Below are 16,067 nucleotides of genomic sequence, written 5' to 3'. Positions count from 1 at the left end.
TCAAACGCCCTAAGGTCTCGAAAGTCTTGTTCTCATTAGCAGGGGAGCGAACCAGCTAACCAGTTGGGTCAGCACGAAGACGCCGAATACTGCTAACGGCGTCAATGGCTTCACACCTGCAAACGTCAATGCAAACAGCACTGCCGTCAAAATCAGTTTGCCCGCCTCGCCGGCATAAAAAGACCGGACGATGGCTTGAGCTGCTCGGGCGCCGGAAAACCGAAATGCCCTGTGAGCGAAATAAATATTGGGAAGCAAGGCTATCAGGCCTCCGCAGAGTCCTGAGTACCCGGCAACGACTCCATGCCATTGCCAGAGCGCCAAAGCGGCAATCAGCAAAACGACAAATTGAGCCATTAACACCGGAAAAACTGCCAGGCGATGGAACGGCAAGCGGTCTGGCGTGCGGTTTTCCATCTCTTTTGCTCCCCAATGGTCGGCTGCCAGAATTCAATAACTTGGCATAATTTGTGCCGACAAAATGCGCGCAGAGTATAGGGGCGGTTCTGCCCCTATTCAACTGTCAGGTAGTGATTTCCGACTTCACGCTACATGAGGAATTGTTTCAGCGGATGTGTGCAAGCACACCTTGAAGCTCATCAAGAGAGTTGTAGCCGATCACTAGCTGCCCCTTACCCTTCTTTCCGTGGCGGATCTGCACCGCAGAGCCTAGGCGCTCGGCCAGACGCTGCTCGAGTCGGGCGATATCCGGGTCCGGTTTTGCAGGTTCCACAGGCTCCGGTTTGCCACTCAACCACTGGCGAACCAGTGCTTCAGTCTGGCGCACAGTCAGCCCCCGTGCGACAACGTGTCGCGCCCCTTCAACTTGTTGATTTTCCGGCAATCCGAGCAAGGCGCGGGCATGACCCATTTCCAGGTCGCCGTGAGACAGCATGGTTTTGATGACTTCCGGCAGCGCAATCAGACGCAACAGGTTGGCGACGGTGACGCGGGACTTACCCACAGCCTCGGCCACTTGTTGCTGAGTCAGCTGGAATTCCTGCTGCAAACGCTGCAAGGCCACTGCTTCTTCGATCGGATTGAGGTCTTCGCGCTGGATGTTCTCGATCAGCGCCATGGCGATGGCGGTTTCATCCGGCACATCGCGAACCATCGCCGGGATGGTTTCCTGGCCAGCCTGCTGGCTGGCGCGCCAGCGGCGTTCGCCGGCGATGATTTCGAAGCGCCCGCTGCCGATCGGGCGAACCACGATCGGCTGCATCACGCCCTGGGCCTTGATCGACTGCGCCAGCTCCTCCAGCGCTTGAGGATCCATGTCCCGACGCGGCTGGTACTTGCCACGCTGGATCAGGTCCAGGGGCAGGTGCTGCAGCTCACGCTGATCGGCTTGTACCGCTTGCTCTTCCAGCGAGCTGACAGTCGGACCACTCAGCAGTGCATCCAGTCCACGTCCGAGACCTCGTTTCTTGACGGCCATGGGGATTCCTTAAGTTGCCTGAGCAGCGGCGGTGCGTGAGTTTTTGCGCTGACGGCGAACCATCTCGCCAGCCAATGCCAGATAGGCAATCGCGCCCCGCGATGATTTGTCGTACGCCAGCGCCGGCATGCCATAGCTTGGCGCTTCGGCCAGGCGGATGTTGCGTGGAATCACAGTGTCGTAGAGCTGATCGCCGAAGTGTTCCTTGAGCTGCGCCGATACGTCGTTCATCAGGCTCAGGCGCGGGTCGTACATGGTCCGCAACAGGCCTTCGACTTTCAGGTTCGGGTTCAGCAATTCAGCGATGCGCTTGATGTTATCCACAAGGTCGCTCAGCCCTTCGAGCGCGAAGTACTCGCACTGCATGGGGATAATCACCCCGTCGGCGGCAACCAGCGCGTTGAGCGTCAACATCGACAGCGACGGCGGGCAGTCGATCAAAATGTAATCGTAGTTTTCACGGATCGGCGCCAACGCACTGCGCAGACGACTTTCCTTCATCTGCATTTCCAGCAGAACGACTTCGGCCGCGGTCAGGTCGCGGTTGGCCGGCAGCAATTGATAACCGCCGTGCTCGGAATAGTGCATGGCCTGGGCCAGATCGCATTCACCGATCAGCAGGTCGTAGACCGAGTTTTCCAGGCCATGTTTATCCACACCGCTACCCATGGTGGCGTTGCCCTGTGGATCGAGATCGATCAACAGCACCCGACGCTTGGTAGCGACCAGGGAAGCTGCGAGGTTGATGCAGGTGGTGGTCTTGCCCACACCACCCTTTTGGTTCGCTATCGCGAATACCTTAGCCATTCTTGCTTGTGTTCCCAATCATGCCGTGCGGCGCAGTATCAGCAGATGGCGTTGGCCTTGGCAACCGGGTACGGCCAGGGCGTGTTCGCTATCGAGGTGGAAGTCTGCGGGCAATGCTACCAGCTCATCGGCGGGATGAACGCCCTTCATTGCCAGCCAACGTGTTTCGGCGTCGCCCAAATGGCGAGTCCAGTTGCTGAAGTTCTCCATGCTGCTGAACGCGCGGGAAATGATCCCGTTGAATGGCCGTTCAGGCTGGAAGGCTTCGACGCGACTGTGGATAACTTGCAGGTTATCCAGTTTGAGTTCGAGTTTGACCTGGGTCAGGAAGCGGGTTTTCTTGCCGTTGCTGTCCAGGCAGGTCACTTGCGACTCGGGAAACAGGATCGCCAAGGGAATCCCTGGCATGCCGCCGCCACTGCCCACATCCAGCCAACGGCCGTTTTCGATGAAGGACATGACGCTCAGGCTATCGAGCAAATGCCGTGAAACCATTTCGTCCGGATCGCGCACTGCTGTGAGGTTGTAGGCCTTGTTCCATTTTATCAACAGGGCCAGATAACCCAGCAGCTGTGCATGCTGGGCTTCCGTCAGGTTGACACCGAGCTGGCGAGCACCTGTGGATAACTCTTCGGCGTGTTGCGAGGTGACCAACGAACTCAAGCGCTTTGCTCCAACTGACGGCCCGCGCCGCGTTTTTTCAAATGAATCATCAACAGCGAAATCGCTGCCGGGGTCACGCCCGGAATACGCGACGCCTGGCCCAGGGTCTCTGGACGGGTCGCGCCGAGCTTGCTCTGGATCTCTTTCGAGAGACCGGAGATGTTCGTGTAATCGATATCCACAGGCAGTTTGGTGTCTTCGCTGGCCCGCAGACGCGCGATTTCATCCTGTTGACGATCGATGTAACCAGCGTATTTGGTCTTGATTTCGACCTGTTCGGCGACCTGTGGATCTTCTGCGCCCCCACCGGTCACAGCGATCAGACCAGCGTAGTCGATTTCTGGACGGCTCAGCAGGTTAAGCAAATTGTATTCGTGGGTCAGTGGCGTACCGAATTTCTCGGAAATCGCATCGCCCTGCTCGGTGCCCGGGCGAACCCAGGTACTTTTCAGGCGTTGCTCTTCCAGATCGATACTTTCGCGTTTCTTGCAGAACGCCGCCCAACGCACGTCATCCACCAGACCCAGTTCGCGACCTTTTTCGGTCAAGCGCAGGTCGGCGTTGTCTTCGCGCAGGATCAAACGGTATTCGGCGCGGGACGTGAACATCCGATACGGTTCCTGGGTACCCAGGGTAATCAGGTCGTCGACCAAAACGCCGATGTACGCCTCGTCGCGACGCGGGCACCAGGCATCTTTGCCCTGAGCACGCAGTGCGGCGTTGGCTCCGGCCAGCAAACCTTGGGCGCCGGCTTCTTCGTAACCGGTGGTGCCGTTGATTTGCCCGGCGAAGAACAAACCACCGATCACTTTGGTTTCCAGGCTGTATTTCAGGTCACGCGGGTCGAAGTAGTCGTACTCGATGGCGTAGCCAGGGCGAACAATGTGCGCGTTTTCCATGCCGCGGATCGATTGCACGATCTGCAGTTGCACGTCGAACGGCAGGGAAGTGGATATCCCGTTCGGGTACAGCTCGTGAGTGGTCAGACCTTCCGGCTCGATGAAGACCTGGTGGCTTTCCTTGTCGGCAAAGCGGTGGATCTTGTCTTCGATCGATGGGCAATAACGTGGGCCGATACCTTCGATCACACCGGAATACATCGGCGAACGATCAAGGTTCGAAGCAATGATTTCGTGGGTACGGGCGTTGGTGTGGGTAATCCAGCAGCTGACCTGTTTCGGATGCTGCTCTTTGGAGCCCATGAACGACATCACCGGAATCGGCGTATCCCCTGCCTGCTCGGTCATCACCGAGAAATCCACAGTGCGACCGTCGATACGCGGCGGTGTACCGGTTTTCAGGCGACCGACACGCAATGGCAGTTCACGCAGACGATGAGCTAGCGCAATCGACGGCGGATCACCGGCGCGCCCGCCGGAATAATTCTGCATGCCGATGTGGATAAGTCCACCGAGGAAGGTGCCAGTGGTCAACACCACGGAATCTGCGAAGAAACGCAGGCCCATTTGGGTGACAACACCGCGCACTTGTTCCTGCTCGACGATCAGGTCGTCAGCAGCCTGTTGAAATATCCACAGGTTCGGCTGGTTTTCCAAAGCTTCGCGAACAGCGGCCTTGTACAGAACCCGATCTGCCTGAGCGCGGGTTGCACGCACGGCTGGGCCTTTGCGGCTGTTCAATACGCGAAACTGAATACCGCCTTTATCGGTAGCCATGGCCATCGCGCCGCCCAGGGCATCGATTTCTTTAACCAAATGGCTTTTGCCGATCCCGCCAATGGCCGGGTTGCAACTCATGGCACCGAGGGTTTCCACGTTATGCGTCAGCAATAGGGTTTTTGCCCCCATACGTGCTGACGCCAGTGCTGCCTCGGTACCGGCATGACCGCCGCCGATGACGATCACTTCAAAACGGGAAGGGAAATCCACCACGCACCTCGTGCCTGCTTCAGTCAGGTAATCCGGAAATAGTTTGAGCTCAGGTTTTTGGACCTGGTCGGCAAGTATAGGGACTTCGCCCTTCCTAAAGAACCCTTTGCACAAAATTTAACCAGCTGTGGAGAAGTCGAGGTTATAGAAATTAAAAAGAGAGAAATTTATTAAATCTTTGTTTTTATGTTTATTTCTACTGAGCCACCTTTCTGTGGATAGATTGATACAGCCCTTTATTTTCAATATGTACAGAGATTCAAAACCCTGTGGTCATGTACCAAGGAGGCCCTTGGATAACCGGTGTAAGCCTGTGGATGAAAGGGGTTGTTATCCACAGAGGTGGTTATCTTCAGTTTTGAGGCCTTGTTATCAACTGCCCTTAGCGGCACTTATTCACAGGGCTTAATCCACAGAAAAGCCCCCGAATGAGCAAATCCCGGGCAAGGGAAATCCGCTCAAGCGAAGAATCTGCTCGGCACTGGGGAAAAAATTCAGAAAAGGAGAGAACAGACAGGCCTGAATGGCCTGTCTGTGAATTGCAGAAGGGACTATTTACCGATGCAGAAGCTAGAAAAGATCCTTCCCAGCAGATCATCGGAGCTGAATGCGCCGGTGATTTCGCCCAAAGACTGCTGCGCCTGCCGCAAATCTTCGGCCAGCAGTTCACCAGCACCCGCTAACGTCAGCTGCGCACGGCCATGCTCTAGGGATGCACTCGCATGACGCAGTGCCTCCAGGTGACGCCTGCGAGCACTGAAGCTGCTTTCGGAGGTCTGCTCGTAACCCATGCAGGCCTTGAGGTGCTCACGCAGCAATTCCAGGCCTTCCCCGGCAGACCTTGCGCTGAGGCTGATAGTAACGTGGCCATCGTTGCTGACTTCCAGGGCAATCGCTTCGCCCGTCAGGTCAGCCTTGTTACGAATCAGCGTAACTTTTGCCGGATCCGGACGGGTTTCGAGGAATTCAGGCCACAAGGCAAATGGATCAAGGGCCTCGGGAGCTGTGGCATCAACCACCAGCAATACCCGATCTGCCTCGCCAATGGCTTTCAATGCCCGTTCGACGCCAATTTTCTCCACCTGATCATCGGTATCTCGCAGGCCGGCAGTGTCGACCACGTGCAACGGCATGCCATCGATGTGGATATGTTCGCGAAGAATGTCTCGGGTAGTGCCGGCAATCTCGGTCACGATCGCAGCTTCACGTCCAGCCAAGGCATTCAGAAGGCTGGACTTGCCGGCATTCGGCCGGCCGGCGATTACCACGGTCATGCCGTCGCGGAGCAAGGCCCCTTGCCCGGCTTCACGCAGCACTGTGGATAATTCATCGCGCACTTTGTCGAGCATGCTCAGGACATGGCCATCGGCGAGGAAGTCGATTTCTTCTTCGGGGAAGTCGATGGCTGCTTCGACGTAAATACGCAGGCCTATCAATTGCTCGGTGAGGTTATGCACACGCTGGGAAAACGCCCCCTGCAACGAACGCAGGGCATTTCGTGCCGCCTGTGCAGAACTTGCCTCGATCAAGTCGGCAATGGCTTCGGCCTGAGCCAGATCAAGCTTGTCGTTGAGGAAGGCACGCTCGCTGAATTCACCCGGCCGGGCCAGACGACAGCCCAGTTCCAGGCAACGCTTGAGCAGCATATCCAGGACGATCGGCCCGCCGTGGCCCTGCAGTTCAAGCACATCTTCGCCGGTGAACGAGTTCGGTCCCGGGAAATATAGCGCGATGCCTTCGTCCAGCACCTCTTCGTTTGCACTGAGGAACGGGCCGTAATGGGCAAACCGCGGTTTCAGTTCGCGACCGCTGATGGCTTTGGCCGCCAGACTCGCCAGCGGCCCGGAAATACGGACGATTCCCACACCGCCGCGACCTTGAGCGGTGGCGACGGCAGCGATGGTTTCACGAGGAACGCTCATAAACCGGTATCCAGACAAAAGTGACAGATAGCAAAACGCCCCACTAGGGGGCGTTTTGAGTGGTTATCCACAGAGTAAGTTACGCCTCGGCTTTTTTGGTAGCCGCTTCGATCTTACGCGTGATGTACCACTGTTGGGCGATGGACAACACGTTGTTCACAACCCAGTACAGAACCAGACCTGCAGGGAACCACAAGAAGAAGAAGGTGAAGATGATTGGCATCATTTTCATGACCTTCGCCTGCATCGGATCCGGAGGAGTCGGGTTCAACTGCTGCTGGATGAACATGGTTACGCCCATGATGATCGGCAGAATGAAGAACGGATCCTTGATCGACAGGTCAGTAATCCACAGCATGAACGGCGCCTGGCGCATTTCCACGCTTTCCAGCAGAACCCAGTACAGCGAAAGGAAAACCGGCATCTGCACCAGGATTGGCAAGCAGCCACCCAGTGGATTGATCTTCTCTTTCTTGTACAGCTCCATCATGGCTTGCGACATTTTCTGCCGGTCGTCGCCATGTTGCTCTTTCAGCGCGGCCAGTTTCGGTGCCACTGCACGCATGCGCGCCATGGATTTGTAGCTGGCAGCCGACAGCGGGAAGAAAATCCCCTTGATCAGCATGGTCAGGAAGATGATCGACCAGCCCCAGTTACCGACCAGTGCGTGGATATGTTGCAGCAACCAGAAGATTGGCTGGGCAATGAACCACAGAATGCCGTAGTCGACGGTCAATTCCAGACCTGGGGACAACTCTTTCAGCACAGCCTGGCTTTTCGGGCCTGCGTACAGAACGGCGCTGGTTTCAGCTTTCGCACCTGGCGCAACAGTCATTGCCGGGGCGGTGTAGCCGATGATGTAGTTGCCTTTGCTGTCTTTACGGGTCTGGACGGTGTTGTTTTCGCCCTTGACCGGAATCCACGCAGTCACGAAGTAGTGTTGCAACCAGGCAACCCAACCACCGGTGACGGTTTCTTTCAGCTGAGCCTTGTCCATGTCGCTCATCGACACTTTCTTGTACGGCTCGTTACTTGTCCACAGGGCGGCGCCCAGGTAAGTCGCGGTGCCGGTGGCGGTGCTGGAAGAAGGATCGGAGCTGGCGTCACGCTTCAGTTGCGCGAACATTGCACCGGACCAGGGCTGAGCGCTCTGGTTGTCGATCAGGTAGGAAACGGTTACGTCATACAGGCCACGTTTCAGTGTGAAACGCTTGATGTAGTTGACGCCGTCCTTGCTGAACTTCAGGTCCGCGACCAATTGGTCTTGACCGTCAGCCAGTTGATAAATCTTCTTCTCGGAGGAGTAAACCGGACGACCGGCAGGACTTGCGTCCGGACCGTTGGTGCCGATCAGGCCACTCTGAGCCAGATAAGTCCGCTCGTTGCCGTTATCAAACAGCTGGAATGGAATTTCCGGATGGTCCTGGCGACGTGGATACAGCGGCAACGTCAACTGGGCAACATCGCCACCTTGTGGATCGATTGCCAGGTTGAGCACATCCGTTTTGATCTGGATGAGGTCTTTGCTTGCAGCTACTGGTGTTTCAGCAGGTGCAGTTGCACTGGTATCGCTTGCGGCGCGTGGAATGTCGTCACTGACAGAAGCATTATTGCCAGTCGCCGTATCCGGTAGGCCCGGTGCGGTAGTACTGGAAGCAACATTCTGAGTCGGCAGGGCAGCCTGGCCATAGTCCTGGTTCCATTTAAGGACCATAACGTAGGACACGATTGCCAGGGCGACGATCAGGATCGTGCGTTTGATATCCATGATTACTCGGCCATCGAAGAAGAACGGGAGGTAGGGATAGATGGAACCGGGTCATAACCACCGGGATTCCACGGATGACAGCGACCTAAACGACGAAAGGTCAGCCAGCCACCGCGCAGAAGGCCATGATTTTCTATGGCTTCATACGCGTAGCAGGAACAACTGGGGTAGAAACGACAGTGACTGGCCATCAGGGGACTGATGGCATAGCGATAAAACTGGATCGGAACGAGTGCCAGTTTACGCATCGGGACTGTCTACCCCTACAGTTTCGGTTTTGACTGCTGGTACCGGCTTGCTGCGCGCCAGACGTTTCCAGAGTTTGTCGAAATGCTGAATCAATTCGGGGCTTTCTACGTCACCCAAACCTTTGCGCGCGACGATAACAATGTCCCAACCGACCAGTAAATCCTGGTTCAGGCGAAACGATTCGCGCATCAGACGTTTGAGGCGATTGCGCTCGACGGAGAGCTTTACGCTCTTTTTCCCGATAACCAGCCCGAGACGGGGGTGATCAAGGTCGTTGTTGCGCGCAAGGAGCAGGAGATTTTTCCCCGGAACCTTGCCGGTAGGGGAGTCAAAGACTGCCTTGAAATGCCGGGGAGTAAGCAGACGCTTTTCCCGACTGAAGTCCTGACTCACCTCCAGTGCCGGATTATCAAACTGCCAGACGCGCACGACCTTTGGCGCGACGACGCGACAGGACGGCACGACCGTTTTTGGTAGCCATGCGAGCACGGAAACCGTGGGTACGAGCGCGTTTGATAGTGCTTGGTTGGAAAGTACGTTTCATTGTCGTGTTACCTGGTTCGTCCACAACGGGCCGGAATGGCCCCCGTTTTAAGAGACCGGGGATTCTAGAGAAAGCAAGCCTCTAGGTCAATTTCCAACCAGCGTTTCCTTATAAATAGATCTCCAGACGATTTGCTCGCCGAAGGTCGTTCGCTAGATATAGAAATAAAGAAGGGAATTATTTAAAGCTTTTCTGTAAAGCTTATAAAAGCTAGGGCCACGTTCATCTGTGGATAACTACCTTTAGCCCTTCTAAACCGTGATGTACAGAGAATGACAACTACGGTGGAAAACGGTGGTCAGCCTGTGCTGCGCTGTCGGATAAGCTGTGTGTGGAAAGGCTAGTTATCCACAGGCAGGTTATCCACCGAGTTTCGCCCCCACTTGTCCAGTGCCCTCATGGGCGGTTATCCACAGAGCTTATGCACATACCGTTGGTCTTCTTTTCAAGGGTTAACGCATTGATAAATCATGCCCTGTGCGCAACCTGCATGTGGATAAGTGGACGTCTGGTCGCTACAATGACCGCTTGTTTTTGCCTCACCGGCTTTCAACTTAGGGGATATCCGTGTCAGTGGAACTTTGGCAGCAGTGCGTAGAGCTTTTGCGCGATGAGCTGCCTGCCCAACAATTCAACACTTGGATCCGTCCACTACAGGTCGAAGCCGAAGGCGACGAGCTGCGTGTCTACGCGCCGAATCGTTTTGTTCTCGACTGGGTCAACGAAAAGTACCTGGGCCGCGTCCTTGAACTGCTGGATGAGCATGGCAATGGCCTGGCGCCGGCGCTTTCCTTATTAATAGGCAGCAAACGCAGTTCGGCACCGCGTGCGGCACCCAATGCTCCGTTGGCCGCTGCGGCGTCCCAGGCTCAGGCTGCTCAAGCGCCTGTCAGCGCTCCGGCGCCAGCCCCGGTAGCTGCCTTGACCAAGCGTGCTACCCAAAAAGTAGCAGAGGTCAGTGAAGAGCCGTCCCGCGACAGTTTCGATCCAATGGCCGGCGCCAGTTCGCAACAGGCCCCGGTTCGCGCCGAACAGCGTACGGTGCAGGTCGAAGGCGCGCTCAAGCACACCAGCTACCTGAACCGCACCTTTACCTTCGAGAACTTCGTCGAAGGCAAGTCCAACCAACTGGCCCGGGCTGCGGCCTGGCAGGTGGCGGACAACCCCAAGCACGGCTACAACCCGCTCTTCCTTTATGGCGGTGTCGGCTTGGGTAAAACCCACTTGATGCACGCTGTGGGTAACCACCTATTAAAGAAGAATCCGAATGCCAAGGTTGTGTACCTGCATTCCGAGCGTTTCGTTGCGGACATGGTCAAGGCCTTGCAGCTGAATGCGATCAACGAGTTCAAGCGCTTCTACCGCTCGGTGGATGCGTTGCTGATCGATGACATTCAGTTCTTCGCCCGCAAGGAACGCTCTCAGGAAGAATTTTTCCACACCTTCAACGCCCTGCTTGAAGGTGGACAGCAGGTCATTCTTACCAGTGACCGCTATCCGAAAGAAATCGAAGGCCTTGAAGAACGCCTGAAGTCACGTTTCGGCTGGGGCCTGACGGTTGCCGTCGAGCCGCCGGAGCTGGAAACCCGCGTGGCGATCCTGATGAAAAAGGCCGACCAGGCCAAAGTCGATCTGCCACACGACGCAGCGTTCTTCATTGCCCAGCGTATTCGCTCCAACGTCCGTGAGCTGGAAGGCGCGCTCAAACGCGTGATCGCCCACTCGCACTTCATGGGCCGCGATATCACCATCGAGCTGATTCGCGAATCCCTGAAAGACTTGTTGGCGCTGCAAGACAAACTGGTGTCTGTGGATAACATTCAGCGCACCGTCGCCGAGTATTACAAGATCAAGATCTCCGACTTGCTGTCCAAGCGTCGTTCACGCTCGGTAGCACGTCCGCGTCAGGTCGCCATGGCGTTGTCCAAGGAACTGACCAACCACAGCCTGCCGGAAATTGGCGATGTGTTTGGCGGCCGCGACCACACGACTGTTTTGCACGCCTGCCGCAAGATCAACGAGCTTAAGGAATCCGACGCGGACATCCGCGAGGACTATAAGAACCTGCTGCGTACACTGACTACTTGATGAACACCAGCGCAGCTTATTAAGGCAAGGGACTAGACCATGCATTTCACCATTCAACGCGAAGCCCTGTTGAAACCCCTGCAACTGGTCGCAGGCGTCGTCGAGCGCCGACAGACCTTGCCGGTGCTCTCCAACGTGCTGCTGGTTGTCGAAGGCCAGCAATTGTCGCTGACCGGTACCGACCTGGAAGTCGAGCTGGTCGGTCGTGTGCAACTCGAAGAGCCTGCGGACCCGGGTTCCATCACTGTGCCTGCGCGCAAGCTGATGGACATCTGCAAGAGCTTGCCGAACGATGCGCTGATCGACATCAAGGTCGATGAGCAGAAGCTCGTGGTGAAGGCCGGCCGTAGCCGCTTCACCCTGTCGACCCTGCCAGCCAATGACTTCCCGACGGTGGAAGAAGGCCCAGGCTCGCTGACCTGCAGCCTTGAGCAAAGCAAACTGCGTCGTCTGATTGAACGCACCAGCTTCGCCATGGCGCAGCAGGACGTACGTTACTACCTCAACGGCATGCTGCTGGAAGTCTCGGCCGGGATCATCCGCGCCGTGGCAACTGACGGTCACCGTCTGGCCATGTGTTCGATGCAGGCCGATATCGGTCAGCCGGATCGTCATCAGGTGATCGTGCCGCGCAAAGGTATTCTGGAACTGGCGCGTCTGCTGACCGAACCGGACGGCAACGTCAGCATCGTGCTGGGCCAGCACCACATTCGTGCCACCACCGGCGAGTTCACTTTCACCTCGAAACTGGTCGACGGTAAATTCCCTGACTACGAGCGTGTTCTGCCTAAAGGCGGCGACAAGCTGGTACTCGGCGATCGCCAGGCGTTGCGTGAAGCGTTCAGCCGTACCGCGATTCTGTCCAACGAGAAATACCGTGGCATCCGTCTGCAACTGGCCAATGGTCAGCTGAAGATTCAGGCGAACAACCCGGAGCAGGAAGAAGCGGAAGAAGAAGTGGGCGTTGAGTACAACGGCGGCTCTCTGGAAATCGGCTTCAACGTTAGCTATCTGCTTGACGTACTGGGCGTGATGACCACCGAGCAGGTTCGCTTGATCCTGTCCGACTCCAATAGCAGTGCGCTGGTGCAAGAGTCCGACAACGACGACTCGGCCTACGTTGTCATGCCGATGCGTCTGTAATCATGCTCAGCAGAACCTAGATGTCCTTAAGTCGCGTCTCGGTCACCGCGGTGCGCAATCTGCACCCGGTGACCTTCTCCCCCTCCCCCCGAATAAACATTCTTTACGGCGCCAACGGCAGCGGCAAAACCAGTGTTCTGGAAGCCATTCATCTGCTGGGGCTTGCCCGTTCGTTTCGTAGCAGCCGTCTGTTACCCGTCATTCAATACGAGCAATTGGCATGTACGGTGTTTGGCCAGGTCGAATTGGCCGAGGGTGGACACAGCGCGCTGGGGATATCTCGCGACCGCCAAGGTGAGTTCCAGATCCGCATTGACGGGCAGAACGCCCGAAGTGCTGCGCAGCTTGCAGAGATCCTGCCGTTGCAGTTGATCAACCCGGATAGCTTCCGCCTGCTGGAAGGTGCGCCGAAGATTCGCCGGCAGTTTCTCGACTGGGGTGTGTTCCACGTGGAACCCCGATTCATGTCCACGTGGCAGCGCTTGCAGAAGGCCTTGCGCCAGAGAAACTCTTGGCTGCGACATGGTACACTTGACGCCGTTTCGCAAGCGGTTTGGGACAGGGAACTGTGCCAGGCCAGCGCTGAAATAGATGAATACCGCCGTGCTTACATCAAAGCCTTGAAACCAGTCTTTGAACAGACCTTGAGCGAACTGGTTGAGCTTGAGGGCTTAACGCTCAGCTATTACCGAGGTTGGGACAAAGACCGTGAGTTGAGTGCAGTGCTCGCCGGGTCCCTTCAGCGGGATCAGCAAATGGGTCATACCCAAGCCGGACCACAACGAGCTGATTTGCGTCTTAGATTGGGTGCACATAATGCCGCGGACATCTTGTCTCGTGGCCAGCAGAAGTTGGTGGTCTGTGCATTGCGGATCGCCCAAGGGCACTTGGTTAGCCAGGCCCGTCGCGGCCAGTGTATTTATCTGGTGGATGACCTGCCGTCCGAACTGGACGAGCACCACCGTCGCGCGCTTTGCCGCTTGCTGGAAGACTTACGCTGCCAGGTCTTTATCACCTGTGTAGATCACGAATTATTGAGGGAAGGCTGGCAGACGGAAACGCCAGTCGCCCTGTTCCACGTGGAACAGGGCCGTATCACCCAGACCCACGACCATCGGGAGTGAAGGCATTGAGCGAAGAAAATACGTACGACTCAACGAGCATTAAAGTGCTGAAAGGCCTGGATGCCGTACGCAAACGTCCCGGTATGTACATTGGTGACACTGACGATGGCAGTGGTCTGCACCACATGGTGTTCGAGGTGGTCGATAACTCGATCGACGAAGCTTTGGCCGGCCATTGCGACGACATCAGCATTATCATCCACCCAGACGAATCCATCACCGTTCGCGACAACGGTCGTGGCATCCCGGTAGACGTACACAAAGAAGAAGGCGTCTCGGCGGCCGAGGTCATCATGACCGTGCTGCACGCCGGCGGTAAGTTCGACGACAACTCCTACAAAGTATCCGGCGGTCTGCACGGTGTGGGTGTTTCGGTTGTGAACGCACTGTCCAAGGAACTGGTCCTGACCGTTCGCCGCAGCGGCAAGATCTGGGAACAAACTTACGTCCACGGTGTTCCGCAAGAGCCGATGAAGATCGTTGGCGAGAGCGAAACCACTGGCACACAGATTCATTTCAAGCCATCTGCTGAAACCTTCAAGAACATCCACTTCAGCTGGGACATCCTGGCCAAGCGGATTCGCGAACTGTCCTTCCTCAACTCCGGTGTCGGCATCGTCCTCAAGGACGAGCGCAGCGGCAAGGAAGAGCTGTTCAAGTACGAAGGTGGTCTACGTGCGTTCGTTGAATACCTGAACACCAACAAGACTCCGGTCAACCAGGTGTTCCACTTCAACATCCAGCGTGAAGACGGCATTGGCGTCGAAATCGCCCTGCAGTGGAACGACAGCTTCAACGAGAACCTGTTGTGCTTCACCAACAACATTCCTCAGCGCGATGGCGGTACTCACCTGGTGGGTTTCCGTTCCGCATTGACGCGTAACCTGAACACCTACATCGAAGCTGAAGGTCTGGCGAAGAAGCACAAAGTTGCCACCACCGGTGACGATGCCCGCGAAGGCCTGACAGCAATTATTTCGGTGAAGGTGCCGGATCCGAAGTTCAGCTCCCAGACCAAAGACAAGCTGGTGTCTTCCGAAGTGAAGACCGCGGTTGAACAGGAAATGGGCAAGTACTTCTCTGACTTCCTGCTAGAGAACCCGAACGAAGCCAAACTGGTCGTCGGCAAGATGATCGACGCGGCGCGTGCGCGTGAAGCGGCACGTAAGGCTCGTGAGATGACCCGCCGTAAAGGCGCGCTGGACATCGCCGGCCTGCCGGGCAAACTGGCTGACTGCCAGGAAAAAGACCCTGCCCTCTCCGAACTGTACCTCGTGGAAGGTGACTCTGCTGGCGGCTCCGCCAAGCAGGGACGCAACCGTCGCACCCAGGCCATCCTGCCGCTCAAGGGCAAGATCCTGAACGTCGAGAAGGCACGCTTCGACAAGATGATCTCTTCGCAAGAAGTGGGCACCTTGATCACCGCGCTGGGCTGCGGCATTGGCCGCGACGAGTACAACATCGACAAGCTGCGTTATCACAACATCATCATCATGACCGATGCTGACGTCGACGGTTCGCACATCCGTACCCTGTTGCTGACCTTCTTCTTCCGTCAGTTGCCGGAGTTGATTGAGCGCGGTTACATCTACATCGCTCAGCCGCCGCTGTACAAGGTCAAGAAAGGCAAGCAAGAGCAATACATCAAAGACGACGACGCCATGGAAGAGTACATGACGCAGTCGGCCCTGGAAGATGCGAGCCTGCACCTGAACGAGGAAGCCCCGGGTATCTCCGGCGAAGCCCTCGAGCGTCTGGTGAATGATTTCCGTCTGGTGATGAAGACCCTCAAGCGCCTGTCGCGCCTGTACCCACAGGAGCTGACCGAGCACTTCATCTACCTGCCAGCGGTGAGCATGGAGCAACTGTCGGATCACGCAGCGATGCAGGACTGGATGGCTCAGTTCGAAGTTCGCCTGCGCACCGTCGAGAAATCCGGCCTGGTTTACAAAGCCAGCCTGCGTGAAGACCGTGAACGTAACGTCTGGCTGCCAGAGGTCGAGCTGATCTCCCACGGCCTGTCGAACTACATCACCTTCAACCGCGATTTCTTCGGCAGTAACGATTACAAGACTGTTGTGTCGTTGGGCGCTCAATTGAGCACCTTGCTGGACGAGGGCGCGTACATCCAGCGCGGCGAGCGCAAGAAGCCGGTCACTGAATTCAAGGAAGCACTTGAATGGCTGATGGCTGAAAGCACCAAGCGTCACACCATCCAGCGATACAAAGGTCTGGGCGAAATGAACCCGGATCAGCTGTGGGAAACCACCATGGACCCAAGCCAGCGCCGGATGCTCAAAGTGACCATCGAAGACGCCATTGGCGCAGACCAGATCTTCAACACCCTGATGGGTGATGCGGTCGAACCTCGCCGTGACTTCATCGAAAGCAACGCCTTGGCGGTTTCCAACCTGGACTTCTGATCCGGCAGG

14 protein-coding genes are annotated in these 16,067 nt (G+C 56.6%); 4 read left to right on the top strand and 10 right to left on the bottom strand.

Going from position 1 to position 16,067, the window contains the following annotated elements:
* Positions 1-9: 9 nt before the first annotated feature.
* The 10 genes from KGB18_RS00605 to rpmH form a co-directional block, all read right to left on the bottom strand.
* Positions 10-417: a F0F1 ATP synthase subunit I gene (locus tag KGB18_RS00605; RefSeq protein ID WP_223569239.1), complete on the bottom strand. Its 408-nt coding sequence runs from the start codon at positions 415-417 to the stop codon at positions 10-12.
* 148 nt (positions 418-565) lie between these two features.
* On the bottom strand, positions 566-1,438 hold the full coding sequence (locus tag KGB18_RS00600; protein ID WP_008007888.1) for a ParB/RepB/Spo0J family partition protein: 873 nt from the start codon (positions 1,436-1,438) through the stop codon (positions 566-568).
* 9 nt (positions 1,439-1,447) lie between these two features.
* Positions 1,448-2,245 (bottom strand): ParA family protein, encoded by a 798-nt coding sequence (locus tag KGB18_RS00595; protein ID WP_007934331.1) that lies wholly within the window; start codon positions 2,243-2,245, stop codon positions 1,448-1,450.
* Between the two features lie 18 nt (positions 2,246-2,263).
* Positions 2,264-2,908: a 16S rRNA (guanine(527)-N(7))-methyltransferase RsmG gene (gene rsmG, locus KGB18_RS00590; RefSeq protein WP_123720101.1), complete on the bottom strand. Its 645-nt coding sequence runs from the start codon at positions 2,906-2,908 to the stop codon at positions 2,264-2,266.
* Entirely contained in the window at positions 2,905-4,797 is a 1,893-nt protein-coding gene (gene mnmG / locus KGB18_RS00585; RefSeq protein WP_008007892.1) for a tRNA uridine-5-carboxymethylaminomethyl(34) synthesis enzyme MnmG, read from the bottom strand. The genes rsmG and mnmG overlap by 4 nt, the downstream gene beginning before the upstream one ends.
* Positions 4,798-5,348: 551 nt before the next feature.
* Complete coding sequence (gene mnmE, locus KGB18_RS00580; RefSeq protein WP_008073644.1) at positions 5,349-6,719, bottom strand: tRNA uridine-5-carboxymethylaminomethyl(34) synthesis GTPase MnmE; 1,371 nt, start codon at positions 6,717-6,719, stop codon at positions 5,349-5,351.
* A gap of 79 nt (positions 6,720-6,798) precedes the next feature.
* The gene (gene yidC / locus KGB18_RS00575) at positions 6,799-8,487 is read right to left on the bottom strand and encodes a membrane protein insertase YidC (RefSeq protein WP_052966012.1); all 1,689 of its coding nucleotides are present in this window, start codon (positions 8,485-8,487) and stop codon (positions 6,799-6,801) included.
* 2 nt (positions 8,488-8,489) lie between these two features.
* Complete coding sequence (gene yidD / locus KGB18_RS00570; RefSeq protein WP_052966011.1) at positions 8,490-8,735, bottom strand: membrane protein insertion efficiency factor YidD; 246 nt, start codon at positions 8,733-8,735, stop codon at positions 8,490-8,492.
* A complete protein-coding gene (gene rnpA, locus KGB18_RS00565) occupies positions 8,728-9,129 on the bottom strand; it encodes a ribonuclease P protein component (protein ID WP_038983561.1) in 402 nt (133 codons plus the stop codon). Before rnpA ends, yidD begins: the two co-directional genes overlap by 8 nt.
* 16 nt (positions 9,130-9,145) lie before the next feature.
* Positions 9,146-9,280, bottom strand: a complete 135-nt coding sequence (gene rpmH, locus KGB18_RS00560) for a 50S ribosomal protein L34 (protein WP_003213577.1) — start codon at positions 9,278-9,280, stop codon at positions 9,146-9,148.
* Between the two features lie 567 nt (positions 9,281-9,847).
* On the opposite strand from rpmH, the gene dnaA reads away from it, so the two are divergent.
* Genes dnaA through gyrB form a run of 4 tightly spaced genes read left to right on the top strand, consistent with a single transcriptional unit; the run spans position 9,848 to position 16,058 of the window.
* On the top strand, positions 9,848-11,368 hold the full coding sequence (dnaA, locus tag KGB18_RS00555) for a chromosomal replication initiator protein DnaA (protein WP_123720100.1): 1,521 nt from the start codon (positions 9,848-9,850) through the stop codon (positions 11,366-11,368).
* Positions 11,369-11,407: 39 nt separating this feature from the next.
* Positions 11,408-12,511 carry a DNA polymerase III subunit beta gene (dnaN, locus tag KGB18_RS00550; RefSeq protein ID WP_007903001.1) on the top strand — a complete coding sequence of 368 codons (1,104 nt, stop codon included), beginning with the start codon at positions 11,408-11,410 and terminating at the stop codon, positions 12,509-12,511.
* 20 nt (positions 12,512-12,531) lie between these two features.
* The gene (gene recF, locus KGB18_RS00545; RefSeq protein ID WP_008007898.1) at positions 12,532-13,635 is read left to right on the top strand and encodes a DNA replication/repair protein RecF; all 1,104 of its coding nucleotides are present in this window, start codon (positions 12,532-12,534) and stop codon (positions 13,633-13,635) included.
* Between the two features lie 5 nt (positions 13,636-13,640).
* On the top strand, positions 13,641-16,058 hold the full coding sequence (gene gyrB / locus KGB18_RS00540; RefSeq protein WP_123720099.1) for a DNA topoisomerase (ATP-hydrolyzing) subunit B: 2,418 nt from the start codon (positions 13,641-13,643) through the stop codon (positions 16,056-16,058).
* The last annotated feature ends 9 nt before the right edge of the window (positions 16,059-16,067 follow it).

It is taken from the genome of Pseudomonas sp. BF-R-26 (assembly GCF_019947395.1).
Lineage (GTDB): Bacteria > Pseudomonadota > Gammaproteobacteria > Pseudomonadales > Pseudomonadaceae > Aquipseudomonas > Aquipseudomonas farris.
This window is presented reverse-complemented; position numbering and strand designations above follow the sequence as displayed.